The organism is Paracoccus sp. TOH (genome assembly GCF_030388245.1).
Taxonomy (GTDB): Bacteria; Pseudomonadota; Alphaproteobacteria; order Rhodobacterales; family Rhodobacteraceae; genus Paracoccus; species Paracoccus simplex.
In genome coordinates this window covers 1,418,462-1,440,850 of record NZ_CP098360.1, presented here as the reverse complement: position 1 = coordinate 1,440,850, position 22,389 = coordinate 1,418,462, and the positions used below count along the sequence as shown (strand labels likewise).

The following is a 22,389-nucleotide window of genomic DNA, read 5'->3' as shown; positions in this document are numbered from 1 at the left end:
GGAACCTCCGCTCATCAGTTCGAGACGAGCTTTAGCCCATCGGGCAAAGGCCGTTCAACCATCGGCAGTTCGGATTCGGTGGCGGGGCGCAGGCCCAGCAGCGGTGCGACGCGGCGGATCACCTCGGCCGCCACCGGGGCCGAGGTCGCGCCGGCGGTGCGGGTTTCGCCGCCCCCGCGCATGGTCGACGGCTCGTCCAGGGACAGCACCAGCACATATTGCGGATCGCTGGCCGGGAAGATCGAGGCGAAGTTCGACACCACCTTGTTGCCGTAATAGCCGCCGGTCGGGCGCGGCTTGTCGGCGGTGCCGGTCTTGCCCGCCACCTCGTAGCCCTCGACATTGGCGCTGCGGCCGCTGCCGCGGATCACCACCTGGCGCAGCATCTGCACCGCGATGCGCGCCGCCTCGGGCGACAGCACCTGTTCTCCCGGGCGCTGCTGGTTGCGGTCGTGGATCAGCGTCGGCACCACGCGCCGGCCGCCATTCGCGACCGTCGCATAGGCGGTGGCAAGATGCAGCGGGCTGGCGGCCAGGCCATGGCCGAAGGCCACGGTGGCCGAGGTCACCGCCGGCCAGCGCTTGGGCACCAGCGGCTTGCCGGTCGGCGCCTCGCTCATCTCGATCGGCGTCGGCTCGAAGAAGCCCAGCTTTCCCAGGAACTCCTTCTGCCGCTCGGCGCCCAGCAGCTGCGCGACACGGACGGTGCCGACGTTCGAGGATTTTACGATGATATCGGTCACCGAAAGCGTGCCGTAATTGTGGCCGCGGAATTCGTTGATCAGGTATTTGCCGATTTTCATCGGCGCCTTGGCGTTGATCATGGTGGTGGGGCTGATCAGCTTCAGGTCGATCGCCTGCGCCACCGGAAAGATCTTGAAGGTCGAGCCCAGCTCGTATTGCCCCTGCACCGCGCGGTTGAACAGCGGGCTGTCCGAGGGATCGCCCTTGAGCAACGGCCGCGGCCGGTCATTGGGGTCGAAATCCGGCAGGCTGGCCATGGCGACGATCTCGCCGGTCCTGACCTCCATCAGGATGCCGGTGGCGCCCTTGGCGTTCATGACCTTCATGCCGTTCGACAGCACCTCCTCCATCGCCGCCTGCACGGTCAGGTTCAGCGACAGCACCAGCGGCGCCCCGTCATTGGCCGGGTCGCGCAGCCAGTGGTCGAAGGCTTTCTCGACCCCGGCCACGCCGACGACCTCGGCGCTGGCCACGTCCTCCTTGCCGAAGGTGGCGCCGCCCAGGATATGGCTGGCGATGCGGCCGTTCGGATAAAGCCGCATCTCGCGCGGGCCGAACAGCAGTCCCGGCTCGCCGATGTCGTGGACGGCCTGCATCTGCTCGGGGCTGATCTTCTTCTTGATCCAGACGAAGGTGCGCTTGCCGGTGAAGTCCTTTAGCATCCGCTCGAGGTCCAGATCGGGGAAGATCTTCTTCAGCTCATGCGCGGCGCGTTCCGGCTCGACCATCTGCTGCGGGTGGGCGTAAAGCGAATGGGTCAGCAGGTTGGTGGCCAGCACCCGGCCCTGCCGGTCGGTGATGTCGGCGCGCTGCGAGATGATCTGCGCCCCGGTGGTCTGCACCCGCGGCTCGCTGGGCTGGCTCGAGGCCAGGACGCCCATCTTGGCGCCGACGGTGCCAAAGGCGACGGCGAAGGCGCAGGACATGAAGAACAGCCGCGTGCGGGCGCTGCCGCGCGCCCGTTCCTGGATCTCGGCATGCCTCTGGGCGCGGTTCTCGGCCTCGATGGCGTCGGGATTCTCGCCTTTTTCGCGGGCGCGAAGGATGCGGGCCAGCGGGCGCAGCGGGGTGCGGATCATGGCGTGCTCTCCTGTGGTCGGCGCGGCGGATAGCCGGCGGGGCGTTCGGCCGGGATGCCTGCGGCGGCGGGCGGCGGCTCGGGGGCCTTGGGCGCCGGGAAGGCCACCTGCCCCACATCGACGAACTGGTCCGAGCCGAAAGGCACCAGCTTCAGCTTGTCGAAATTCAGGTTCACCAGCTGGCGCAACCGCTCGGGCCGGTTCAGATAGGCCCATTCGGCGCGCAGGACACCCAGATCCTCGCGCAGCCGGCCGATCTGGCGCTGGATGTCGCTCATCTCGCTGATCGCGGACTGGGTGCGGTAATTCTCGCGATAGGCCCAGAAGGCCAGGCCCATCACCACCAGCGCGGTCAGCAGGTACAGCACGGATCGCATCACGCCCCCCTTCCGGACAGCTGCGGCAGGCCCAGCATCGCCGGGTCGACCCGGCCGGCCGGCGCCCCGGTGCGGATGCCGACGCGCAAGAGCGCCGAGCGCGCCCGCGGATTCGTCGCCAGTTCCGAATCGTCCGGGCCGATGGCGCGGCGGAAGGGCAGCGTGAAGGCAGGCTCCTCGCGCGCGGCCTCGGGCGCGTAGCGGCTGCCGCCGCCGGCGCTGTTCGAGCGCGCCTGCATGAAGCGCTTGACGATGCGGTCCTCGAGCGAATGGAAGCTCACCACCGCGAGCTTGCCGCCCGGCCGCAGCGCCCGCTCGGCCGCCGCCAGCCCGGCGACGAGCTGGCCGAACTCGTCGTTCACCCAGATGCGGATCGCCTGAAAGCTGCGGGTCGAGGGATGGCTCTGCCCCGGCTTCGCGCGCGGCAGGCAGCCGGCGACGACATCCGAAAGCTGGCCGGTGCGCGACAGCGGCCGCGCCGCCACGATGGCCTTGGCGATGCGGCGCGAGGCACGCTCCTCGCCGTAAAGGTAAAGCACGTCGGCGATGACGGATTCGGGCGCGGTGTTCAGCAGGTCGGCCGCCGTCGGCCCCTCGCCGCCCATGCGCATGTCCAGGGGGCCGTCGCGCAGGAACGAGAAGCCGCGCTCGGGCTGGTCGAGCTGCATCGAGCTGACGCCCAGGTCCAGCACCACGCCGTCGACCGGCCCCCCGGCCAGCGTGTCGAGTTCCGAGAAGGTGCCCTCGACCAGCCGCAGCCGGTCGCCGTATGCGCCGGCCCAGGCCGCGGCCATGCGGAACACGGCCGGGTCGCGGTCGATGCCGATCACGCACTCGGCGCCCTGTTCCAGCAGGCCGCGCGCATAGCCGCCGGCGCCGAAGGTGCCGTCGACCCAGGTGCCCTTCACAGGCGCAACGGCCCGCAACAGCGGGCCAAGCAGGACGGGAATATGCGGATCCTCGGCCATCTATCCCTCGTCCTTCGAGACCGGGGCCAGCAACGACAGCGGATCGGCGCCCGGCTCCAGCTCGGGCACGCGGGCCTCCAGCGCACGTTCTTCCTCGGCATAGGCTTCGGGGGTCCAGACCTTCAGGCTGTCGCCGGCCGAGATGAAGAAGGCGCTGTCGGTCAGGCCGATCTTCTCGCGCAGCTTCTGGGCCAGGACCAGACGGCCGTCGCCGTCGATCTCGGCCTCGTCGGCATGGCCCTGATAGATGTTTTCCAGAAGGTTGCGGGCGGCCGAGCCGCGCGGCATGCGGGCGATGCCGTCCTCGATCTCTTCCATGGCGTCGATGGTGAAAAGCTGCAGCCAGTTCCAGTCGCGGGTGCCGTAGACGATCACCAGTTGCGCGCGCTTGCCGGCCTGCCAGTCGGGATCGGAGGCTTCAAAGACCCGGCGGAACTTGGCCGGGATGGAAACGCGGCCCTTCGCGTCCACCTTGACCTCTTCCGATCCTCTGAAACGGCGTGCCAAGGGCGCGCCCTCCTTTCACTGTCCCGACCCTTTCGGTCATTGCCGAAAAGGAAAGGCGGACCGGGCTGCTGCCACTGCCCGATCCGCCGCCCTCGTTCCCATCTCTGGGCCCCGTAGTTTCGGGGATCGCGCCCTGCGTTTCGCGCCACCTGGGGGAGGTGCTGCTCGCGCGCCGCAGAGGTCGTTTCGGAAGCGGGTTGCCTGTATGAAAGCTGCTTGTCGCCTTATGGGGTCTTGCTGCCCCTTCTGCCCGTTCCGTGAGGAAAGGGATGCCATGGGAATTTATGGGACGCAATGGATTTATTCGGGGCCAAACCCCAGGCAGGCAAAGCTCCGCCGGCGAACAGCCAGCGAACAAGTTCACAGCAATGCGAGGTATCGGAGTTTGACGCGGCGCCACCACTAGATATGGTGTCAGCCCAGCTGTGGCAAATAAATCCCACGCATTCCCGAAATCGACAGCGGCGGCCCCGAAGGTCGCCGTTCGGCCCCGGTCGAAGCCGCTGTCCCTAGGCAAATCCGCCCATGCTCACGGGCAATCACGCGGCGGTGATTCGGGATCGGCCGGCATTCCCGTGAAATCCCAGCCGCCATTCCCATGCTTTCCCGAAAGCGGCGTCAGGCCATGCCGCCGGCGATCAGCCGATCGGCCAGCCGGGCGAAGGCCTGGGCCACCGGACCGTCGCCGGCCGCGACCGGGGTGCCCTCGTCCCCGGCCAGCCGCACCTCCAGATTCAGCGGGATCTCGCCCAGGAAGGGCAGGCCCAGCTTTTGCGCCTCGGCCGCGACGCCGCCATGGCCGAACAGATGCGCCTCATGGCCGCAATTGGGACAGATATAGGTGGACATGTTTTCGACCAGGCCCAGCACCGGAGTCTTGAGCTTGTCGAACATGTCGATGGCGCGGCGCGCGTCGATCAGCGCCACGTCCTGCGGGGTCGAGACGATCAGCGCCCCGCTGACCTGCGCCTTCTGACACAGCGACAGCTGCACATCGCCGGTGCCGGGCGGCAGGTCGACCAGCAGCACATCCAGCTCGCCCCATTTCACCTGGTTGAGCATCTGCTGCAGCGCGCCCATCAGCATCGGGCCGCGCCAGACCACCGCCTCGCCTTCCTTCATCATCAGGCCCAGCGACATGACGGTGACGCCATGGGCGTGCAGCGGCTCGATCATCTGGCCGTCGCTGGTCGGGCGCTGCCCGGTCAGGCCCAGCATCCGCGGCTGCGAGGGACCGTATATATCGGCATCCAGCAGCCCGACCCGGCGACCCTTGCGCGCCAGCGCCACCGCCAGATTCGAGGTCAGGGTGGATTTTCCCACCCCGCCCTTGCCCGAGCCGATGGCGAGGATCCGCGCCACGCCGCTGACCGGGGCCGGTCCGGCCTGGGGTGTCGGGTGGCGGCCGATCTTCAGGCTGGGCGGCGCCTCGCCGCCCGAACGTGCCGCGACCTGCGGCGGGGCGGCGCCACGCGGCGCGGCCGGGGCGGTGGTGACGATCTGCACCTTCTCGACCCCGGGCAGCGCGGACAGCAGGCGCTGCGCCTCGGCCTCGACCGGGCCGAGCGCGCGGGCGGCGCCGGCATCCTCGGCCTCGATGACGAATCGGATCACCCCCGATTCCACGTTCAGCGCCCGCACCAGGTCGCGCGAAACCAGGGTTCCACCCCCCGGCACCGCGATCCGTGCCAGCTCCTCAAGCACACGTTCCCGTGAAATCGCCATGACTTCCCCCGATTTGCAGCGGCGGCAGCATGGCAATTTGCGCCGGGAACGGCAAGCAAGCGCAAAGGTCCAGCGCGCCTAAGTTGCTGTGACCCCGCGTAAAATACGACCGATCAGATAGGAAATGACCGTGACCGCCATGAATCGGGACAGAAAATTTCGCGAAATATTAAGCATTTGTAACAGGGTTCCTGGAACAGCCATGCCGTTTCTGCATAGCAGCATGTCGCCTTCGGCCGTTGTGCAATCGCAGAAAAAGCCCCATGTTCGCCCTAACAGCACGGCAGGCTGAAGACGAAACGCCCGCCGCGCCATCCGCAAGACGAAGAAGAGTGTATGAAATGGCTGTCCTCGACCTGATCCATGGCGGTATGCACCGCAACGACGTCGCCGGCAATGGCGGGATCGCGAAGTTCGTGGCCAATATCCGTGAGAATATGGCCCGCCGCGCGGTCTATCGCCAGACCCTGCGCGAACTGGGTGAACTCTCGAACCGCGACCTGGCCGATCTGGGCCTGAACCGCGGCAGCATCCGCAGCGTGGCCTATGAGGCCGCCTGGGGGGCCAAGTAAGGCATAGAACACCCGACCCACTCCTCCTCCCTTGGGTCCGGGTTCAGGCGGCATCCTCCCTCCTCCTCCCTGAGGATGCCGCCGCTCTGATACGGTGAAGCCCCTCCTCCTCCCTGGGCTTCCCGGTTCCGGCGGCACCCTCCCTCCTCCCTGAGGGTGCCGCCAAGAAATACCGCCGCAAGGCGGAACAAGATGCGACGGTCCTCTCCTCCTCCCTGGGATCGTCAGCACGCGGTAATGGCTCCCTCCTCCCTGCCATTGCCGCACCCCATACGGCGAGACCCCTCCTCCTCCCTGGGTCTCGCGGTTCCGGCGGCCGCCTCCCTCCTCCTCCCGGAGGCGCCGCCAAACCGATACGGTGAAGCCCCTCCTCCTCCCTGGGCTTCCCGGTTCCGGCGGCACCCTCCCTCCTCCTCCCTGAGGGTGCCGCCAAGAAATACCGCCGCAAGGCGGAACAAGATGCGACGGTCCTCTCCTCCTCCCTGGGATCGTCAGCACGCGGTAATGGCTCCCTCCTCCCTGCCATTGCCGCACCCCATACGCGGCCCCTCCTCCTCCCTGGGCCAGCGTTGCGCGGCGGTGCCCCCTCCTCCTCCCTGGGCGCCGCCGCTTTTCATTTCCGGGCCATCGGGTTAATCGCGGGACATGTTGTCCTATCAGCACGCCTATCACGCCGGGAATCTGGCCGACCTGCACAAGCACGCGCTGCTGGCTTGGATGCTGGCCTATCTGACCGCCAAACCGAAACCGCTGTCCTATCTGGAAACCCATGCCGGGCGCGGGCTTTACGACCTGGCGGCGCCCGTGGCGGCAAAGACCGGCGAGGCGGCGGCCGGCATCACCCGGGCGCTGTCCGAAAGCTGGCTGCCGCGGGACCACCCGCTGCGGCTGGCGCTGGACGCGGTGCGCATCCGCCACGGCGCGACCGCCTATCCCGGCTCGCCGCTGATCGCGCGGCATTTCCTGCGGCCGGGCGACGCGGCGCATCTGGCCGAACTGCACCCGGCCGAGCACGCGGCGCTGGCGCAGGTCGCCGGTTTCGCGCATCTGCACCGGCAGGACGGGTTTCAGATGGCGCAGGCGCTCTGCCCGCCGCTGCCGCGCCGGGGCCTGCTGCTGATCGACCCGAGCTATGAGGTCAAGACCGATTACGACGCCATCCCGCGTCACATCGCCAAGCTGGCGCGCAAGTGGAACGTGGGCGTCATCGCGCTGTGGTATCCGATCCTGACCGACAGCCGCCATGCACCCATGGTCGAGGCGCTGCGCCGGGACCATCCCCAGGCGCTGATCTCGGAGGTGCGGTTTCCGCCGGCCCGGCCCGGCCACGGCATGATCGGCTCGGGCATGGCGGTGCTGAACCCGCCCCATGGGCTGGCCGAGGAAGCCCGGCGAATCGAGGCGCTTTTCTAGGGCCGCGGGTCCGGACATCGTTGCGGGGGGACTGCGCGTTCGGTCGAAAAACATGGGCTGCAATCGGTTAGCACTGATTGCAGCCCATGGACGTTTCGTGAACGAATCGGGAAAATGGGCTTGCCGCTTAAAGGTGCGGCATGAGCCACGACGCCACCTCCTGGGCCTTCAAACAGCGCGGCTTAAAGCCCGCGACATGGCGGGTTCTGGCCGTGCTGGCCGACCGTCACTGCCCTGCAAGCGGATGCTGGGTCGATCTCGACCATCTGGCCGAATTTTGCGAGATCAGCAGGCCTATCCTTGAAAAGCATCTCTACCTCTTGGAGCGAAAGCTGCTGATCCAATGCCCGAGCTTCGCTGGCCCCAAAAGTGGGGGCAGCGGTCTCGTGTCTTTTCGGTTGCTCATTGAGGATCCCGCGATTGGGCAGGGGGTGCGCAATGAGTAACCTCGTCTCGGCAAAGGTTCATAAGAAGGTGTTCGGCTCAGCCACGCGCAAGTCCGTGATGATCTATTTCGCGGACAAGGCCAGCGACGGCGGCGAAGGCATCTGGGCCTCGAAAACCACCATCGCGGCGGAGCTTGAAATGCACCGTGCGACGGTGATCAGGACCATCAACGAGCTGGTCGCGGAAGGCATCCTGATCGTCGTCGGTGACCGTCGGCACCGCAACGGCGCGACTGTCGAATATGACATCTCGCTGGAAGCGGTCGAGCGGCTTCCCGAAGTGGAATTGCCCCGGTCGGAACCGGCGCCCCGCGAGGCCGGAAATGCCTCGACCCGTAGCGCTGCGCTACCCGTCGCACAGCGCTACCCGTCGCACAGCGCGACACCATGATGTCGCACAGCGCGACACAAACCATCCTAGAACCATCCTTGAACCATACGGGCGCGGGCGAGCGCGAGGCGGTGCCCGATCCTGACACGCTCGTGGCCTTCGAGCGCTTCTGGCAGGTGCATCCGAAAGCCCGGCAGCGGGATCGCTCGTTTGCGCTGTGGCTGGCTGCTGAGAAAAGCGGGGCTGATCCGCAGCGCATCATCTGCGAGGCGCAGCGGTATCGGCAGGTCAACCAGGGCAAGGATGCCCAGTATCTGGTTTCGTCGGACCGTTGGCTGGAGCAACGGCGCTGGGAGGGCGAGCCGGGAAAGGCGTTCGTGTCGATGGATGAACGGATGCGGGGCATCGAAGCGACGGCGGAGATGCTGGCCGGTAAGGTGCGGGCCGGTGCGCCTGTCGTGTCGTCGGCGTTCAGCCCGGCCATTCTCGATTGCATCCTCGGCAAGCGGCTGCTGACCGTGGCGCAGTTGCAGGGCGCGGGGGTGCGAGTATGAGCATGGCCGAGACAGCGATGGCCGAGCCGGCCCGTATCGAGATCGCTACCTGCCCCGGCAACAGCTTCTTCTTCGTGGTGCTGGTGGCTGACCTCGGCGTCGGCGGTGAAGTGGGCAGGCAGATGGTCTGGCAAGGGCGCAGCTACGAGGCGGCAATCCTGATGGGCGAGACCATGGCGCGGAAGGCCCGGCTGCCGGTGGTTGACCGGGTGGTCGAGTGAGGGTGCCGGCATGCTGAAGATCATCACCAGCAGCGAGACCGTCGAGGGGTTCGGGTGCCGATATCGGGTGACCCGGCGCCGATTGGTCCTGTTCGGGCGGTTGACCCTGTGGCGGACGGCCGAATGGACCCGCGTCACCTGACCCGGGGGGTGGTCCCCGATTTTGGCCCTTTGGCGGGGACCGGCGCGGGGTGGCAAGCGCAACATTTGCGGGAAATAGGATTTTTTCATTTCAGTTCAAATAGATGGAAGAATGACAGAGGAGCGGCGGAAGGAAATCACCATGGCGAAACAGGAAAAATTGGAGCAACCGCCTTTGGATCGGTGGCGCGTGGATGCCGTGCTGGACCCCGAGCGGAAGATCTGGGGCCTCAACCAGATTGCCGAGGTTCTCGGCGTCAGCGTCAACACGGCGCGCACCTGGGCGCAGATGCCCGAGGTTCCGATCTACAAGCCGGCCGGGTCGGGCAGCTATTTCGCGTTCCGATCCGAGCTTTTGGCCTGGCTTCGGCGCAAGGCCTGAAATGGATTTGTAGGAATTTGGAGGATTTTGTAGGATCTTGGAGCTTATCAGACCGGCGCGGCGAGCCGCATAAACTGGTCCATGAGCATCTGGACCCATCTTCGCAAAGCCTTCGCGCCCGAGCGCAAGTCGCTGGCCTCGCCCGATGCGGCGCTGCTGGCGGCCTTCGGGCTGACGGAAACCACGTCCACGGGCATCGTGGTCAGCCAGGCCGAGGCGCTCAAGGTGCCGGTGGTGGCGAACGCGATCCAGCTGATCTCGGAAGCCGTCGCCTCGCTCGACGTGACCGTGAAGCGGATCGAGGGGCAGGACGAGGTGGACGTGCCCGACCACCCGCTGCTGTCCCTGCTGCGTGACGAGGCGAACGACTGGACCACGGGCTTTGAGCTGATCCGGCAGATTGTCCGGGACGCCCTGATGAACGACGCCGGCGGTCTCGCCTGGGTCAACCGGGTGAACGGCGAGCCGCGCGAAATCATCCGCTACCGCGTGGCCTCGCTGCAATTCGACCTCGATACCGAGACCGGCGAACGCAGCTACCGGCTGACCAATCGGCCAATCCCGGCCCGTGATGTGGTCCACCTTCTGCCGCCCCTCGACCGCTCGCCGCTGACGCTGGCCCGAGAGGCCATCGGCATCGCTGTCGCGCTCGACCGCCACGCCGGCAAGCTGTTCACCCGTGGCGCCCGCCCCTCGGGCGCCCTGCTGATCCCCAAGGGCATGCAGGAAGAAGCCGTCAAGGCGGCGCGGGCAGCGTGGCGGCTCGCGCATGAAGGCGAGGACCAGGGCCGCACGGCGATGCTCTATGACGGAATGACCTTCGAGCCGTTCACCTTCAACAGCACGGATGCGCAGTTCCTCGAAAACCGCCGGTTCCAGATCGAGGAGATCGCCCGGGTCTTCAACATCCCGGCGCCGATGGTGGGCGACCTGTCGCGCGCCACCTGGTCGAACTCGGAACAGAAGGGCCGCGAGTTCCTGTCCTACACGCTGGAACCCTGGCTGCGCGGGTTGGAAGGCGCACTGCGCCGGGCGCTGTTCTCGGACGAGGAGCGCGCGAATCACGTGATCCGCTTCGACCGCGACGACCTGACCCGCGCCGATCTGGCGACCCGCGCCACCACCATCAACAGCCTGATCTCCAGCCGCACCATCAACCCGAACGAGGGCCGGCAATGGCTGGGCCTGCCGCCCCGCGTGGGCGGCGACGAGTTCCTGAACCCGAACATTTCCGCTGCCCCGGCCGAAAAGCCGGCGCCGGAACAACCCGAGGACGACGATGCAACTGAATGACATTCTGGCCGATGCGCAGGATCAGGATCGGGGCCGCGACTTCGATCTGCTGGACCCCGTGACCGGGAAGCCGGTGGGCATCACCCTGCGCATCGCCGGCCCGGACAGTGCCACCCAGGCGCGGGCCCGGGTGCAAATGGTCGATGACCTGGCCGAGATGGCGGATGCCGATGGCCGGGTTTCGGCGGCGGATCGCGAGAAGGCCCGCCTCAACACGCTGGCCCGCTGCGTCCTGGGCTGGGACGTGAAGGAGGACGGTGCGCCGGTGCCCTTCTCGCAAGCCAATGTCGTGCGCTTCCTGCGCGCCGCGCTCTGGGTGCAACAGCAGGTCGATGGCTTCGCCTCCGACCGTGCGGCCTTCTGGAGGCGCGGCTGATGGATCGGATCGAAAGCAAGGCTGCGTTCAGCGTCGATGAAGAAGGCCGGATCGAGGGTCTGGCCTCGGTCTTCGGCACCACGGATCGGGGTGGCGATATCGTCCACAAGGGCGCGTTCTCGGGCGCGAGCTTCCCCATTCCGATGCTTGCCGGCCATGACCAGGCCGAGGTGATCGGCGTCTGGGAGGAAGGCACCGAGACCATGGAGGGCCTGCGGGTCAAGGGCCGCCTGACCCTGACCGTGCAGCGGGCGCGCGAGGTTCGCGACCTGATCCTCGCCAAGGCCTTGCAAGGCCTTTCCATCGGCTATGTCGCCACCCGCAAGGCGGCGCGGCGCGGCGGCGGCCGCGATCTGCATGCCGTCGATCTTCTCGAAATCAGCGTGGTCGCGGTGCCGATGCATCCCGGCGCGCGCATCACGTCAGCAAAGGACATGACCATGACGGACAAGACCGAAGACAAGGACGAGGGCGGTATCGCGGCGTTGGAAGCCAAGATGACCGACCTCGAGAAGAAGGCCGATACCTCGGCCCTGACGGCCCGGCTCGACAAGCTGGAAGCCAAGATGAACCGCCCGGCGACCGAGACCAAGGCCGAGGATGAGCCGACCGAGGAGCGCAAGGCCTTCGCGCATTACCTGCGCCTCGGCAACCAGATCCCCGAGGCCGAGCGCAAGGCGCTGATCGTTGCCAGCGATCCGCAGGGCGGCTATCTCGCCCCGCCCGAACTCTCGGCCGAGATCATCCGCGATCTGGTCGAGATCAGCCCGATCCGCCAGTTCGCCTCGGTGCGCTCGACCTCGGCTCCCTCGGTGCTCTATCCGACGCGTGGCGATATCACCAATGCCCGTTGGGCTGGCGAGACCCAGACCCGCACGGAATCGGACATCAGCTTCGGCCAGAAGGAGATGGAGCCGAAGGAGCTGGCGACCTTCGTGGATATCTCGAACCGCCTGCTGGCCGACGCCCCGCAGGCCGAGACCGAGGTGCGCACGGCGCTGTCCGAGGACTTCGGCCAGAAAGAGGCCCGCGCCTTCGTCCTGGGGCAGGGCGTCCTCGAACCCGAAGGCTTCATGGTCCACGAGGGTATCGCCTCGACCGCGAACGGCCACGCCACCACCCTGTCGGCGGATGCGCTGATCGGCCTGCTTTACGCCCTGCCGGCGACCTATCGCAATCGCGGCGCCTGGGCGATGAACGGCACCACCCTGGGCAAGCTGCGCCTGCTGAAGGATGGCGACGGCCGGTTCCTGTGGCAGCCGAGCTTCCAGGCCGGCCAGCCCGAGACCATCCTCGGCCGTCCGGTGATCGAGATGGTGGACATGCCCGATATCGCGGCCAACGCCTTCCCGATCATCTACGGCGATTTCTCGGCCTATCGGATCATCGACCGCACCTCGATGTCGGTCCTGGTCGATCCCTACACCCGCGCGACCAACGGCATCACCCGCATCCACGCCACCCGGCGCGTGGGCGGCGGCGTCTTGCAGGCCGCGCGCTTCCGCAAACTTCGCATGGCGACCAGCTGAGGAGCATGAAACGATGCGTGACCTTTACTCGAACATCGCCGCCATCCAGGCGCTGGCGCCCGCGGTGCAGACGGCGGCGGCGCAAGGCGCGGCGATCGACCTCAAGGGCGCTGGCCGCGCGGCCTTCGTCGTGAACACCGGCGAGATCGCCGGCTCGGGCGTCTTCGGCGTGACCTTGCAGGAAAGCGATACCGGCGCCAGCGGCTGGACCAATGTCGCGGCGGAGGAGATGGACAGCAACGCCCCGGCGGCACTGGCGGCGTCCAGCGTCTACCGGCTGGGCTATCGCGGCTACAAGCGGTTCGTGCGCCTGTCGCTGACCCGTGCCAGCGGCACCAGCATCGCGGCCGGCGCCACGGCGATCATCGTCCCCGACAGCCGCCCGGTGGCCTGATGCCGGTGCGCGCGCCTCGCCTCTGCCCCTGCGGGCGCCGTGTTCCCTTCGGGATGCGGTGCCCGTGCCAGGCGACGCTCGACGCCATGCGCAAGGCCCGATTCGACAAGACCCGGCCGAACAGCAGCCAGCGCGGCTATGGCCGGTCATGGGAGAAGGCCCGCAAGGCCTTCCTCGGCCGGCCCGAGAACCGCTTCTGCAAATGGCCGGGCTGCGATCTTGGGCACAAGGGAGGGCCGGCACTCGCCACCCATGTGGATCACGTCATTCCGCACAAGGGCGATGCGAAGCTGCGGGACGATCCCGGCAACTGGCAGGGCCTTTGCGCCCATCATCACAACAGCGCCAAGCAACGGCTGGAACGGCGCAGCACCCGAAAGGATCAGCAATGACCATCTACGCGACCAATGGCGCCAAGCTCTATATCGGCGCCGCACTGGCGGCGAAGTCCGCCGACTTCGTGGCGGCGGATTTCACCTCGCAGACCTGGGTCGAGATCGGCGAGACCGAGGGGCTCGGCTCGGTGGGCGACAGTTCGGCGGAAATCACCTTCGACAGCATCGCGGCTTCTCGCACCCGGCGCCTGAAGGGCACCCGCAACGCCGGCTCCATGGAGGTGGTTTGCGGCATCGACTATGCCGACGCGGGGCAGATCGCGGTGATCGCAGCGGAGAAGACCCCGCATGATTACGCCTTCCGCCTGGTGCTGAACGACGCCCCGCCCGGCGGCACGCCGTCCATGCGCTATTTTGTGGCGAAGGTCGCGAGCGCGGTCGAGGCGCTCGACAGCGCGAACAGCGTCATGAAGCTGAACGCCACGCTGTGGGTGAACTCGAACGTGGTCAAGGTGGACGCGGACGAGGCCTGACCCATGCTCTACCCGACCGCCGGAAGCCGGATCTTCATCGCCGATGCTCCGACCGAGACGCCGGGGACGGTGCCGGCTTCCGGCTGGGTCGAGATCGGCGAGGCCGAGGCGATCGGCATGCTGGGTGTGGCGTGGGACATCGTCGATGCTACGCATCTGGAATCGCCGGGCGGTGCCGAGGAACTGATGAAGGGCCTGGTGCGCCGGCCGCCCGTGCAGATCATCTTCGGGCAAGACCCGGGGGATGTCGGACAGGCGATCCTGTGGCAGGCATCACGCGCCCGTGAGCATTACCCTGTCCGCCTGGTCTTTCCGGGCGGTGCCCGCTGGCGGGCGTGGTTCGGGCTGGTGGTGGGGCTGTCCGAGGTCTTCGACACGGCGAACAGCATCATGAAGCTGCAAGCCGATATCCTGCCCAGTTCGCAAACGATCCGCAGCGAGGATGCCTGATATGCCGATTGTCACGCTTCAGGATGCAAAGGAACAACTCGGGCTGACCCCATCGCATGACGAGGATGATTGGCTGATCGCCGGAAAGATCGATGCCGCGCAGAACCATATCGAGCGGATGCTCGGTTTCCGCATCGAACAGCGTTTCGACGACGAATCGCTGCGGCCCGTCCCGCCTGCGCTCAAGGAGGCGGTTCTGCAACTCGTGGCCTGGTGGTTCGAGAACCGCGAGTCGGCGACCGACATGGGCCGGGAACTGCCTTTCGGCGTCCGGGATATCGTGGACGGTTTCAGGGAGTGGACCTTCTGATGTCGGATGACGGTGGCCTTGCGAAGTTCCAGCGCCACATGCGCGCCGTGCCCGAGGCGGCGCGCCGTGCCGTGGTGCCGGCGCTGGTGAAATCCGCCGATGAGGTCGCGGACGTGATGCGCGCCACCGTGCCGGTGGATGATGGCGACCTGCGGGATTCGATCAAGGTCACCGGCCCCGGCCTGTCCACGCCGCCCTATTCCCAGCCCGGCGGCAGCATGGTGGTTCCCGAGCTCACGGCGGCAATCACTGCCGGCAATGCGGATGTGCGCTATGCGCACCTGGTCGAATACGGACATGGCAACGGCTTCGGGGGCACCACGGTCCCGCCGCATCCGTTCTTCTGGCCGTCCTTCCGGCTGACGCGAAAGCGCGCGCTGAACCGCATCAAGCGCGCTGTTGGCAAAGCGATCCGGGAGGCGAAATGAGCGCGGATCTGGAATTGCAAAAGGGGCTGCGGGCGCGCCTGACCACCTGGGCCGCGCTGGGGGTTCGGCCGAACAGGATCATCGACACCCATGTGGCGCTGGCGGACCTTTTCCCGGCCGGGCCTTTGCCGGTGAACTACGGGTCCACCGATGTGTCGCGCGCCCCGGAACAGCCGGCGATCATCCTGGGCGACAGCCAGGCCGTCGATGCCGGCACCAGCCTGCGGCGTGCGCATACGCGCATCTATCACAGCCTGCATGTCTGGAAGAAGGAAATCTCGCTGGAGGGCGTCAAGACCATCGCCGGCGAGCTGCGCCGCGCCGTTCACGCCGGCCGCCTGGTCCTTGCCGCGCCCTATCACTGCGCCGACGCGCGCGTGTCCTCGATGCGCTTCCTGCGCGATCCCAACGGCGAGTTCGCCCATGGCGTCGTCGTGGTCGAGGCCCTGGTTTGCGAGGTGCTGTCATGAAGTCCGGTCGGCTGGTCGAGATCGTGGTGATCGAGCGGCGCGGCTTCTCGGTGAACGATGCCGGCACCCCAGTGGCGGGCGATCCCTACGAGGTCGCCACGCTGCGGGCCGAGCGTGTTTCCCAAGGGCTGGTGGACCGTCCCGGCCCGGACGGCGCGAGGGTGGAACTGACGGTCGTTTTCCGGGTGCGGTTCAGCGACCAGGTGAAGGTCTCGGATCGGCTGGCATGGAACAACCAGCTGTTCGAGATCACGCGGGTCGAGCCTATCGGCCGGCGCAAGGGCTTGGACCTCGAATGCATGAGGATCGACAGATGAGGGGCGCAAAGCCGAACATCAAGACCGACCTGGACGCGCTGGAGGACATGCCGGCGCCAGAGTGGTTTTCCGAGGATGCCAAGGAGGAATGGCGGCGCATCCTGCCGATGCTGGCGCAGCGCCGCATCCTGACCGAGGCGGACCTCGGCACCTTCGAGAACTATTGCGTGGCGCAGGGCACGGTGCGCGAGATGGAGCGGGAAATCCGCAAGCTCGGCCACGTCCAGAAGGTCTACAAGCTGGACAAGGATGGCAATTCGCTACTGATCGGCATCCGCAAGAACCCGGCTGTCTCCATTCAGTCCGACGCCATGACCCGCGCCAGGCTTCTGGCGGCCGAGCTCGGCTGCACCCCGGTCTCGCGCTCGCGTCCGATGGTCGAGGACAGCGAGGGCAACGATGATCTGTTCTCTGCGGGGTTGCTGGGCTGATGCTGCGACCGTCCTGGATCGACAACGACGATGAAATCCCTGATCCCATGGGCCGGGGCGAGGCCGCGGTGAAATGGCTGCGGATGCTCAAGCACCCGAAAAGTAAGCTTCCGGGCCGGGCCTTTCAGCTCGATCCGTGGCAGGAACGGATCATTCGTCGCATCTATGGCCCACGCCATCCCGATGGCACCCGCGTGGTGCGGCGGGTGGTGCTTCTGCTGCCGCGCGGCAACCGCAAGACCTCGCTGTGTGCGGCGATGACGCTTCTGCACCTGCTGGGCACCGAGCGCGAGGCGGGCGGGCTGACCATCTCGGCGGCATCGGCTCATGAACAGGCGATGGAACTGTTCAACGAGGCCGCGTTGATCATCAACAACGACAAGCGCCTGGAGAAGCATTTGCAGGTCCGGGAATATGTCTCGCGCATTTCCTGCCAGAAGGCCGGGACGCGCTATGTCGCCATCGCCTCGGATGGCAAGACCCAGCACGGCAAGACCCCGAACGTGGTCATCGCCGACGAACTTCACGCCTGGGAAGGCCGGCCGGGCCTGAAGCAGTGGGAGGCGCTGGATTCGGCGCTGGTCAAGGTGCCCGGAACCCTGATGATCGTCGCCAGCACCTCGGGGCGCGGCCAGGAGAACCTCGCCTGGAAGACCGTCGAATATGCCATGAAGGTGCAGAAGGGCGAGATCGACGACCCGGCCACCCTGCCGGTGATCTTCATGGCCGAGCCCGAGGACGATTGGCAGGACGAGGATCTCTGGTTCGCGGTCAATCCCGGCCTGCCGCATGGCTACCCCGACATCGACGCCTATCGGGACAAGGCCAGGAAGGCCCTGCATTCGCCTTTCGACCGCGACAGCTTCCTGCAATTCAACCTGAACCGCTGGCTCGACCAGTCCACCTCGCCCTTTGTCGAGATGCAGGTTTACGATGCCGGCGCGCGCGAGGTCGATCTGGAGGAGATGGAAATCACCCAGGCGCCTTGCTGGCTCGGGGTCGACCTTTCCAAGAACGAGGATCTGACTGTGGTTGTCGCCGCCTGGCGCGACGGCAATGGCTATCAGGTATGGCCGTGGTTCTTCTGCCCAGAGGACAACCTGCGGGCCCGGGGCGAGCTGCACGGTGTCGATTACCTGCAATGGGCAGAGGATAGCTTCATCATCCCGACGCCGGGCAATACCGTCGATCTGCGCATGGTCGAAGATCATATCCGCGAGCTCTATGCCCGGTTCAACGTCAAGGAATCGGCTTTCGACCCGACATTCGGCCGGTCGATGATGGCGAGCCTGAACGAGGACGGCTTGCCGGCGGTCGAGTTCCGGCAAGGCTGGGTCAGCATGGCGCCGGCAGTGAAGGAACTGGAACGCGCCATCCTGTCGGGCGGGCTGGCGCATGGCGGGCACCCGGTTCTTCGCTGGAACTTCTCGAACATTCAGGTCGAGACCGACAAGGCCGGCAACCGCATGTTCCACAAGGGCAAGTCCGGCAACAAGATCGATGGCGCCGTCGCGGCGGCCATGGCCGTGGCCCGAGCGGCGGCGGGCGAGGAGCAATTCACCAGCGCCGCGAGCTGGTTCACCGAAGACATGTGGATGGCATAGGGGGCCGCAATGAACGCGAGCGTGGGGGCGGACGAACGCCTTGTGGTGATGCTGGAAGCCCGGATTTCAGATTTCGAGAAGCGGATGCGGCAGGCCGAAGGCACCGGCACTCGGACCTATCAGGGCCTGCGGCGCGGCTCGCGCTCGGCCACCCGGCAGATGGAACAGGACATGGCGCGATCCGCCAGCAGTGTGCGCCAGTCGGTCGCCAGCGTGACCGGCAGCATCGGCTCCATGGGTAAGGCACTGGCCGGCGGCTTCCTTGGTGGCGTGGCAATCGGGGGCATGACTGAGCTGATCAGCAGCTCGCGCCAGGTGGTGGCCGGCATTGCCGAGATCGGGGACGAGGCCAAACGCGCCGGCCTTTCGATGCAGGCCTTCCAGGAATGGAAGTTCGTGGCTGACTCGAACCGGATCAGCATCGATGCGCTGGTCGATGGGTTCAAGGAACTGTCGCTGCGGGCCGACGAGTTGATCAGCACGGGGGCCGGGCCGGCGGCCGAGGCCTTCGGCCGGCTGGGCTATCGGGCCGAGGATCTGAAGAAGAAGCTGAAAGACCCCTCGGCGCTGATGCTGGAAATCATGCAGCGCCTGGAAGGCATGGACAAGGCGGCGCAGATCCGCATCGCTGATGAGCTGTTCGGCGGCACCGGCGGCGAGCAGTTCGTGCAACTGCTGGGGCAGGGCGAGAACGCCTTGCGCGACACCATCGCCCGCGCCCACGAAGCCGGCGCCGTCCTCGATGACGAGATGATCGCCAAGGCGCAGGATCTGGATCGGCGCTTCCGCAAGTTGCAGACCTCGGCCGGCAATTTCTTCAAGCAGGTGGTTGTCGATGTCGCCACCTCGCTCGGGGTGCTTGCGGATTTCGAGGCGCATCTCGATGCGCTGTTCCCGAACGAGGGCCGGGGCCGGCAGCTCATCGGCGATGAAGGCTATGAGACCCTTGAACAGAACATGGCTGCGGCCGAGGAACTGGCCGGTTCCCTGCAAGGGCTGAACGCGCAGTATGACGGCCTGGCCGATGCGGCCGGCATGACGGTGCCGGTGCTGCTGGAAACGGCGGCGCAGCTGCGCATGATGGGTGAGACCGGCGCGGCCGATGCCTTGCAGTCGCTGGCCGATGAGATGCAGCGCGCCGTGGCCGAGTTCCAGAACGGCGAAACCAGCGCCGAAGACTTTACCGCCAAGCTGGTGGACGTGCGCGACCGCGCCGACAGTGCGGTGCAGGGCCTCGGGGAGATCGACGGCATTTCCTTCGCGGCGGTCATCGGCCAGCTGGGCAGTCTCGGCGGCACCATCGCCGGGGTGATTTCGCTGGCGAACAGTCTCAAGGGCGCCTTGGCCGCTGCGGCCGGCACCTCGGCCGACAAGGCGAACCTCGATGCCATGCGCCAGCGCCAGGCGGCGGAAAAGGCCTCGATGGACAGCGCCACGGCCCTGGCCGAGGCCAACGACCGTTTCACCGCATCCGAGACCGCGCGCAATACTGCGACCAGGGAACAGATCGCGCTGGAACGCGAGATGGCCGAGGTGCGCAAGCGCGCCAAGGATGCCGGCGCGGTGCTGTCCGACGACCAGGTGCGCGGCTTTGCGGAGGCCTCGCTTGCCGGCGATGCGGCGCGGGCATCGACGGGCAAGGGCGGTGGTTCCTCCAAGTCGAAGCGTGGCCGGGGCGGCGCCGGCCGGCAGGACGAGTTCACGCGCGGCGCGGAACAGATCCGGGAACAGACCGCCGCGCTTGAGGCTGAGGCGCTGGTCATGGCGGCTGTCGCCACCAGCGGCAAGGACTATGGCGACGCCCTCGAATTCGCCCGCAAGAAGGCCGAGCTTCTGCACGCGGCACAGCAGGAGGGCAAGGCGATCACGCCCCAACTGGAAGCCGAAATCGACAAGCTGGCGCAGGCCTATGTCACGGCCGGCCTCAATGCAGAGGATGCCGCAGAGAAGCTGCAAACCATTCAGGACCATTCGCAGCGCGGCAGGGACGCCTTGCAGGACATGTTCGGCGCGATCATCGACGGTTCGATGTCGGGCAAGGAGGCTTTTGCCCAGATGCTGGCCGAGATCGGTAAGGTCCAGCTCCTCAAGGGCGTCATGGGACTTCTGGATGCATTCACGGGCAACACGGGGTTCTTCCAGGGTTTGGGCAGCATGCTGTCCTTCGACAGCGGCGGCTATACCGGCGACGGGCCGCGCACCGGCGGGCTTGACGGCAAGGGCGGCCGGCTCGCCATGGTCCACCCGCGCGAGACCATCACTGACCACCACAAGGGGCAGCAGGTGCCGAGCGCATCCTCGGGACCGCAGGCGGTGCATGTCACGGTCGGGGTGGACCCGAACAGCGGCAACCTGACCGCCTTTGTGGATGAGCGCGCCGGCGCGGCTGCGCAGGCCATGGGCAAGACTGTCAGCGCCTCGATCCCTGGCCGCATCCAGCAGTATCAACGCAACCCGAGGAAGCGCTGATGACTGAACGTCTGAAAAAGCGCCTGTGCGCCGCCGTGGTAGCCGCCCTGCGCGGCAAGAGAGGCTGTCCCCCCGAGGCTGGTCTGCTGCTGTGGAACGCCTTTCAGGGCCTATCCGCCACGCGAACCTATCACCCAGCCGGGCCGAATTCGATCCAGCCCAGCGAGATTGCCGCGTGGTGCCAGCTGCACCGCCTGCCGCTCGCCCCGCATCACGTCAATATCCTGCTGGCGATGGATCAGGCCTGGCTCGACCAAGCCTATGCCAAGGCGCGGGCGCCCGAGGGCGTCAAGGCGTTGCCTCCGGTTTCGGCGCACCCGATCAGCGCGGCGCTCCTCGACGCGGTGATGGGGTGAAGGTGCGGCATTCGGATTTTGCGGAGACCGAGGCCAGCAAGCGCAAGCAGGCGCGGCAGGAACGCGATGCCCGGCGCGGCCGCCTCGGGCCGGGTCACGCAAGCGCACTGACCAAAGAACTGGCGCGCGTCATTCGGCTCGCTTTCGAGGAGGGCGTGACAGGCTCGCTCTGGGGAATGGAAGGCCCTTTGCGGGCTGGCGTTAGGGCAGATCTTTGTCTTCAGGGCTGGGGCTGGCTCACGGCCGATCTGCTGGCCCGCGATCTTCTCGACGATGCCTTGCGGGCTGCGGGCGCGCGGCTGCGCCCGGACTGGAACGAAGGACAACCGGAATGGACAATCGAAGGCGGAACCCTGATCGAGCGGACCCGCTGCATCCGCTGTCACGCGCCCTTGCCCGAGGGGCATTTCAAGTTCTGCGGGAAGCTCTGCCAGTCAAACCATGCGCACCGCCTCGGCCGGCTGAAGGCTGCGGGCGAGGATCTGGCCGTGATGATGGCGGTCCGCTCGATCTGACGGCGCGGTGCGAAGGCTGCGGAAAGCCTTTGCCGGCGGGCTCGACAGCGCGGCGGGGGTGGTGCAGCAGATCCTGCTACAATGCTCATTACCGACAAATGGAACGGCAGGCGCGCGAGGAGGAGCGGGCCGCCCGTTCCTGCACCTTCTGTGCGGGACTGATCCCCGTTGCCATGAAAGCGAGCGCGCTGTTTTGCAGCGTCGCCTGCCGGGACAGAAGCCGGCGGGATCGGCGGCGGCTCACGAATGGAAAGGTCTGCCCGCATTGCCAAGCGCTGTTTTCTCCGCTGCGGGCAGACCAGGTGCATTGCAGCCGGGCTTGCAAGAACGCGGCCAAGCGGGCGCGCCAGATGATCCCCTGCCGGGGCTGCGGCAAGATCTTCCGGAATCGGTGGGGAAAACGCGGGCAGTTCTGTTCGCAGTCGTGTTTCAGCAGGTTCAACTATGATGCCGGCAGAGCCCCCGGCCTACGCGTCCGCAAGCTGACGGCCCCGCGGTTCGACGCGATGTTCGGGTGAGAGGCGCAGGGCGCGCCCCTCTTGGAGATATGTAAAAAGGTCAGTTCTTGGGGAAGTTCTTGGCGATGTAATTGACCAAGCTTTCGTAGGGACTGGTATGCGCCTTGAGTGCGCCGGCGCATGCAGCAACGAGTCCAATAAAGGTGGAGTCCGAGGCCTTTGGCACTTCCTGATACTCGTTCAACCAAAGGTCCCTTGCCATGTCGTATGCAACTTTTGCGACGTTTTCTTCTTTAACCGCAACGGTTTTATCCGCCAATTTCCTCTCCATCTCTGACAAAGCGAGCAACATTGCCCGCCTTGATCACAGCTAGGAATTGTATCTGTTCAATTTCAAGGGCCTGGCGGGCGATTTACTCGGCCGGATGATGCGCCCGCCGGCGCTCGTTCCAGTCGTTCAGCAGCACGGCACCCCAACCCGCCGCAGCGATCAGCGCGGGCAGGCCGAAGAAGAAGAAGATGGCAGCGCCGTTCATTTCAGCCTCCCGAGAACATGCCTCGCCCCCAAATGTAGGGCAACAGCGGCTAGAATCCAAGCGCCGCTCGACAGGATGGCAACCCAGGACAGGTGCAGAGGGTTCCCGTCGTTGGTGGTCGCAAC

Annotated in this window: 32 protein-coding genes; 24 read left to right on the top strand and 8 right to left on the bottom strand. The window is 66.6% G+C overall.

All coding sequences use genetic code 11. The features are described from left to right. Positions 1-14: 14 nt before the first annotated feature. From NBE95_RS07220 to NBE95_RS07200, 5 genes are all read right to left on the bottom strand, one after another. Complete coding sequence (locus tag NBE95_RS07220; protein ID WP_289893234.1) at positions 15-1,823, bottom strand: penicillin-binding protein 2; 1,809 nt, start codon at positions 1,821-1,823, stop codon at positions 15-17. Beyond that, positions 1,820-2,200, bottom strand: a complete 381-nt coding sequence (locus NBE95_RS07215; RefSeq protein ID WP_289893233.1) for a cell division protein FtsL — start codon at positions 2,198-2,200, stop codon at positions 1,820-1,822. Before NBE95_RS07215 ends, NBE95_RS07220 begins: the two co-directional genes overlap by 4 nt. Beyond that, a complete protein-coding gene (rsmH, locus tag NBE95_RS07210; RefSeq protein ID WP_289893232.1) occupies positions 2,200-3,168 on the bottom strand; it encodes a 16S rRNA (cytosine(1402)-N(4))-methyltransferase RsmH in 969 nt (322 codons plus the stop codon). The genes NBE95_RS07215 and rsmH overlap by 1 nt, the downstream gene beginning before the upstream one ends. Next, positions 3,169-3,675: a division/cell wall cluster transcriptional repressor MraZ gene (gene mraZ / locus NBE95_RS07205; RefSeq protein ID WP_289893230.1), complete on the bottom strand. Its 507-nt coding sequence runs from the start codon at positions 3,673-3,675 to the stop codon at positions 3,169-3,171. A gap of 618 nt (positions 3,676-4,293) precedes the next feature. Further along, positions 4,294-5,400 (bottom strand): Mrp/NBP35 family ATP-binding protein, encoded by a 1,107-nt coding sequence (locus NBE95_RS07200; protein WP_289893229.1) that lies wholly within the window; start codon positions 5,398-5,400, stop codon positions 4,294-4,296. A gap of 341 nt (positions 5,401-5,741) precedes the next feature. Here NBE95_RS07200 and NBE95_RS07195 point away from each other — a divergent pair, with 341 nt between their 5' ends. From NBE95_RS07195 to NBE95_RS07080, 24 genes are all read left to right on the top strand, one after another. Then, positions 5,742-5,972, top strand: coding sequence for a DUF1127 domain-containing protein (locus NBE95_RS07195; RefSeq protein WP_289893228.1), 231 nt, complete (start codon positions 5,742-5,744; stop codon positions 5,970-5,972). A gap of 645 nt (positions 5,973-6,617) precedes the next feature. Next, a complete protein-coding gene (rlmJ, locus tag NBE95_RS07190; RefSeq protein ID WP_289893227.1) occupies positions 6,618-7,385 on the top strand; it encodes a 23S rRNA (adenine(2030)-N(6))-methyltransferase RlmJ in 768 nt (255 codons plus the stop codon). Positions 7,386-7,525: 140 nt separating this feature from the next. Continuing rightward, positions 7,526-7,831 carry a hypothetical protein gene (locus NBE95_RS07185; RefSeq protein WP_289893226.1) on the top strand — a complete coding sequence of 102 codons (306 nt, stop codon included), beginning with the start codon at positions 7,526-7,528 and terminating at the stop codon, positions 7,829-7,831. Then, the gene (locus NBE95_RS07180) at positions 7,824-8,222 is read left to right on the top strand and encodes a helix-turn-helix domain-containing protein (protein WP_289893225.1); all 399 of its coding nucleotides are present in this window, start codon (positions 7,824-7,826) and stop codon (positions 8,220-8,222) included. Before NBE95_RS07185 ends, NBE95_RS07180 begins: the two co-directional genes overlap by 8 nt. Positions 8,223-8,260: 38 nt before the next feature. Then, positions 8,261-8,716, top strand: a complete 456-nt coding sequence (locus NBE95_RS07175; protein ID WP_289893224.1) for a hypothetical protein — start codon at positions 8,261-8,263, stop codon at positions 8,714-8,716. A gap of 2 nt (positions 8,717-8,718) precedes the next feature. Next, positions 8,719-8,937 carry a hypothetical protein gene (locus NBE95_RS07170; RefSeq protein WP_289893223.1) on the top strand — a complete coding sequence of 73 codons (219 nt, stop codon included), beginning with the start codon at positions 8,719-8,721 and terminating at the stop codon, positions 8,935-8,937. Between the two features lie 10 nt (positions 8,938-8,947). Beyond that, complete coding sequence (locus NBE95_RS07165) at positions 8,948-9,079, top strand: hypothetical protein (protein WP_289893222.1); 132 nt, start codon at positions 8,948-8,950, stop codon at positions 9,077-9,079. Positions 9,080-9,220: 141 nt separating this feature from the next. Next, entirely contained in the window at positions 9,221-9,460 is a 240-nt protein-coding gene (locus tag NBE95_RS07160; RefSeq protein ID WP_289893221.1) for a DNA-binding protein, read from the top strand. A gap of 81 nt (positions 9,461-9,541) precedes the next feature. Further along, positions 9,542-10,753 carry a phage portal protein gene (locus tag NBE95_RS07155; protein WP_289893220.1) on the top strand — a complete coding sequence of 404 codons (1,212 nt, stop codon included), beginning with the start codon at positions 9,542-9,544 and terminating at the stop codon, positions 10,751-10,753. Next, the gene (locus NBE95_RS07150) at positions 10,740-11,129 is read left to right on the top strand and encodes a hypothetical protein (protein ID WP_289893219.1); all 390 of its coding nucleotides are present in this window, start codon (positions 10,740-10,742) and stop codon (positions 11,127-11,129) included. Before NBE95_RS07155 ends, NBE95_RS07150 begins: the two co-directional genes overlap by 14 nt. Next, complete coding sequence (locus NBE95_RS07145) at positions 11,129-12,658, top strand: phage major capsid protein (RefSeq protein ID WP_289893218.1); 1,530 nt, start codon at positions 11,129-11,131, stop codon at positions 12,656-12,658. The genes NBE95_RS07150 and NBE95_RS07145 overlap by 1 nt, the downstream gene beginning before the upstream one ends. Before the next feature lie 13 nt (positions 12,659-12,671). Beyond that, entirely contained in the window at positions 12,672-13,052 is a 381-nt protein-coding gene (locus NBE95_RS07140; protein ID WP_289893217.1) for a hypothetical protein, read from the top strand. Between the two features lie 86 nt (positions 13,053-13,138). Next, positions 13,139-13,444 (top strand): HNH endonuclease signature motif containing protein, encoded by a 306-nt coding sequence (locus tag NBE95_RS07135; RefSeq protein WP_289893216.1) that lies wholly within the window; start codon positions 13,139-13,141, stop codon positions 13,442-13,444. Continuing rightward, a complete protein-coding gene (locus NBE95_RS07130) occupies positions 13,441-13,920 on the top strand; it encodes a hypothetical protein (RefSeq protein ID WP_289893215.1) in 480 nt (159 codons plus the stop codon). Before NBE95_RS07135 ends, NBE95_RS07130 begins: the two co-directional genes overlap by 4 nt. 3 nt (positions 13,921-13,923) lie before the next feature. Then, the gene (locus NBE95_RS07125) at positions 13,924-14,370 is read left to right on the top strand and encodes a hypothetical protein (protein WP_289893214.1); all 447 of its coding nucleotides are present in this window, start codon (positions 13,924-13,926) and stop codon (positions 14,368-14,370) included. Position 14,371: 1 nt separating this feature from the next. Beyond that, the gene (locus tag NBE95_RS07120) at positions 14,372-14,680 is read left to right on the top strand and encodes a head-tail connector protein (RefSeq protein ID WP_289893213.1); all 309 of its coding nucleotides are present in this window, start codon (positions 14,372-14,374) and stop codon (positions 14,678-14,680) included. After that, positions 14,680-15,108: an HK97 gp10 family phage protein gene (locus NBE95_RS07115; protein ID WP_289893212.1), complete on the top strand. Its 429-nt coding sequence runs from the start codon at positions 14,680-14,682 to the stop codon at positions 15,106-15,108. Before NBE95_RS07120 ends, NBE95_RS07115 begins: the two co-directional genes overlap by 1 nt. Next, on the top strand, positions 15,105-15,578 hold the full coding sequence (locus NBE95_RS07110; protein WP_289893211.1) for a DUF3168 domain-containing protein: 474 nt from the start codon (positions 15,105-15,107) through the stop codon (positions 15,576-15,578). Before NBE95_RS07115 ends, NBE95_RS07110 begins: the two co-directional genes overlap by 4 nt. Then, positions 15,575-15,895 carry a head-tail adaptor protein gene (locus tag NBE95_RS07105; RefSeq protein WP_289893210.1) on the top strand — a complete coding sequence of 107 codons (321 nt, stop codon included), beginning with the start codon at positions 15,575-15,577 and terminating at the stop codon, positions 15,893-15,895. Before NBE95_RS07110 ends, NBE95_RS07105 begins: the two co-directional genes overlap by 4 nt. Further along, positions 15,892-16,326, top strand: a complete 435-nt coding sequence (locus tag NBE95_RS07100) for a phage terminase small subunit P27 family (protein WP_289893209.1) — start codon at positions 15,892-15,894, stop codon at positions 16,324-16,326. Before NBE95_RS07105 ends, NBE95_RS07100 begins: the two co-directional genes overlap by 4 nt. After that, positions 16,326-17,930 carry a terminase TerL endonuclease subunit gene (locus tag NBE95_RS07095; RefSeq protein ID WP_289893208.1) on the top strand — a complete coding sequence of 535 codons (1,605 nt, stop codon included), beginning with the start codon at positions 16,326-16,328 and terminating at the stop codon, positions 17,928-17,930. Before NBE95_RS07100 ends, NBE95_RS07095 begins: the two co-directional genes overlap by 1 nt. A gap of 9 nt (positions 17,931-17,939) precedes the next feature. Next, positions 17,940-20,399, top strand: a complete 2,460-nt coding sequence (locus NBE95_RS07090) for a hypothetical protein (RefSeq protein ID WP_289893207.1) — start codon at positions 17,940-17,942, stop codon at positions 20,397-20,399. Next, on the top strand, positions 20,399-20,755 hold the full coding sequence (locus NBE95_RS07085; RefSeq protein WP_289893205.1) for a hypothetical protein: 357 nt from the start codon (positions 20,399-20,401) through the stop codon (positions 20,753-20,755). Before NBE95_RS07090 ends, NBE95_RS07085 begins: the two co-directional genes overlap by 1 nt. A gap of 2 nt (positions 20,756-20,757) precedes the next feature. Next, positions 20,758-21,270, top strand: a complete 513-nt coding sequence (locus tag NBE95_RS07080; RefSeq protein WP_289893204.1) for a hypothetical protein — start codon at positions 20,758-20,760, stop codon at positions 21,268-21,270. 88 nt (positions 21,271-21,358) lie between these two features. Here the strand turns inward: NBE95_RS07080 and NBE95_RS07075 are convergent, their stop codons facing one another. From NBE95_RS07075 to NBE95_RS07065, 3 genes are all read right to left on the bottom strand, one after another. Beyond that, positions 21,359-21,712 carry a hypothetical protein gene (locus NBE95_RS07075; RefSeq protein ID WP_289893203.1) on the bottom strand — a complete coding sequence of 118 codons (354 nt, stop codon included), beginning with the start codon at positions 21,710-21,712 and terminating at the stop codon, positions 21,359-21,361. Between the two features lie 116 nt (positions 21,713-21,828). Continuing rightward, positions 21,829-22,047, bottom strand: coding sequence for a hypothetical protein (locus NBE95_RS07070; RefSeq protein WP_289893202.1), 219 nt, complete (start codon positions 22,045-22,047; stop codon positions 21,829-21,831). Positions 22,048-22,141: 94 nt separating this feature from the next. Continuing rightward, on the bottom strand, positions 22,142-22,264 hold the full coding sequence (locus NBE95_RS07065) for a hypothetical protein (protein ID WP_289893201.1): 123 nt from the start codon (positions 22,262-22,264) through the stop codon (positions 22,142-22,144). Between the last annotated feature and the right edge of the window lie 125 nt (positions 22,265-22,389).

What these genes read in the sequence shown, in the direction of transcription:
- NBE95_RS07220 (WP_289893234.1), bottom strand. Translation starts at nt 1,823, where the DNA reads ATGATCCGCACCCCGCTGCGCCCGCTGGCCCGCATCCTTCGCGCCCGC.
- NBE95_RS07215 (WP_289893233.1), bottom strand. Translation starts at nt 2,200, where the DNA reads ATGCGATCCGTGCTGTACCTGCTGACCGCGCTGGTGGTGATGGGCCTG.
- rsmH (WP_289893232.1), bottom strand. Translation starts at nt 3,168, where the DNA reads ATGGCCGAGGATCCGCATATTCCCGTCCTGCTTGGCCCGCTGTTGCGG.
- NBE95_RS07200 (WP_289893229.1), bottom strand. Translation starts at nt 5,400, where the DNA reads ATGGCGATTTCACGGGAACGTGTGCTTGAGGAGCTGGCACGGATCGCG.
- NBE95_RS07195 (WP_289893228.1), top strand. Translation starts at nt 5,742, where the DNA reads ATGGCTGTCCTCGACCTGATCCATGGCGGTATGCACCGCAACGACGTC.
- rlmJ (WP_289893227.1), top strand. Translation starts at nt 6,618, where the DNA reads ATGTTGTCCTATCAGCACGCCTATCACGCCGGGAATCTGGCCGACCTG.
- NBE95_RS07185 (WP_289893226.1), top strand. Translation starts at nt 7,526, where the DNA reads ATGAGCCACGACGCCACCTCCTGGGCCTTCAAACAGCGCGGCTTAAAG.
- NBE95_RS07180 (WP_289893225.1), top strand. Translation starts at nt 7,824, where the DNA reads ATGAGTAACCTCGTCTCGGCAAAGGTTCATAAGAAGGTGTTCGGCTCA.
- NBE95_RS07170 (WP_289893223.1), top strand. Translation starts at nt 8,719, where the DNA reads ATGGCCGAGACAGCGATGGCCGAGCCGGCCCGTATCGAGATCGCTACC.
- NBE95_RS07165 (WP_289893222.1), top strand. Translation starts at nt 8,948, where the DNA reads ATGCTGAAGATCATCACCAGCAGCGAGACCGTCGAGGGGTTCGGGTGC.
- NBE95_RS07160 (WP_289893221.1), top strand. Translation starts at nt 9,221, where the DNA reads ATGGCGAAACAGGAAAAATTGGAGCAACCGCCTTTGGATCGGTGGCGC.
- NBE95_RS07155 (WP_289893220.1), top strand. Translation starts at nt 9,542, where the DNA reads ATGAGCATCTGGACCCATCTTCGCAAAGCCTTCGCGCCCGAGCGCAAG.
- NBE95_RS07150 (WP_289893219.1), top strand. Translation starts at nt 10,740, where the DNA reads ATGCAACTGAATGACATTCTGGCCGATGCGCAGGATCAGGATCGGGGC.
- NBE95_RS07145 (WP_289893218.1), top strand. Translation starts at nt 11,129, where the DNA reads ATGGATCGGATCGAAAGCAAGGCTGCGTTCAGCGTCGATGAAGAAGGC.
- NBE95_RS07140 (WP_289893217.1), top strand. Translation starts at nt 12,672, where the DNA reads ATGCGTGACCTTTACTCGAACATCGCCGCCATCCAGGCGCTGGCGCCC.
- NBE95_RS07135 (WP_289893216.1), top strand. Translation starts at nt 13,139, where the DNA reads ATGCGCAAGGCCCGATTCGACAAGACCCGGCCGAACAGCAGCCAGCGC.
- NBE95_RS07130 (WP_289893215.1), top strand. Translation starts at nt 13,441, where the DNA reads ATGACCATCTACGCGACCAATGGCGCCAAGCTCTATATCGGCGCCGCA.
- NBE95_RS07125 (WP_289893214.1), top strand. Translation starts at nt 13,924, where the DNA reads ATGCTCTACCCGACCGCCGGAAGCCGGATCTTCATCGCCGATGCTCCG.
- NBE95_RS07120 (WP_289893213.1), top strand. Translation starts at nt 14,372, where the DNA reads ATGCCGATTGTCACGCTTCAGGATGCAAAGGAACAACTCGGGCTGACC.
- NBE95_RS07115 (WP_289893212.1), top strand. Translation starts at nt 14,680, where the DNA reads ATGTCGGATGACGGTGGCCTTGCGAAGTTCCAGCGCCACATGCGCGCC.
- NBE95_RS07110 (WP_289893211.1), top strand. Translation starts at nt 15,105, where the DNA reads ATGAGCGCGGATCTGGAATTGCAAAAGGGGCTGCGGGCGCGCCTGACC.
- NBE95_RS07105 (WP_289893210.1), top strand. Translation starts at nt 15,575, where the DNA reads ATGAAGTCCGGTCGGCTGGTCGAGATCGTGGTGATCGAGCGGCGCGGC.
- NBE95_RS07100 (WP_289893209.1), top strand. Translation starts at nt 15,892, where the DNA reads ATGAGGGGCGCAAAGCCGAACATCAAGACCGACCTGGACGCGCTGGAG.
- NBE95_RS07095 (WP_289893208.1), top strand. Translation starts at nt 16,326, where the DNA reads ATGCTGCGACCGTCCTGGATCGACAACGACGATGAAATCCCTGATCCC.
- NBE95_RS07090 (WP_289893207.1), top strand. Translation starts at nt 17,940, where the DNA reads ATGAACGCGAGCGTGGGGGCGGACGAACGCCTTGTGGTGATGCTGGAA.
- NBE95_RS07085 (WP_289893205.1), top strand. Translation starts at nt 20,399, where the DNA reads ATGACTGAACGTCTGAAAAAGCGCCTGTGCGCCGCCGTGGTAGCCGCC.
- NBE95_RS07065 (WP_289893201.1), bottom strand. Translation starts at nt 22,264, where the DNA reads ATGAACGGCGCTGCCATCTTCTTCTTCTTCGGCCTGCCCGCGCTGATC.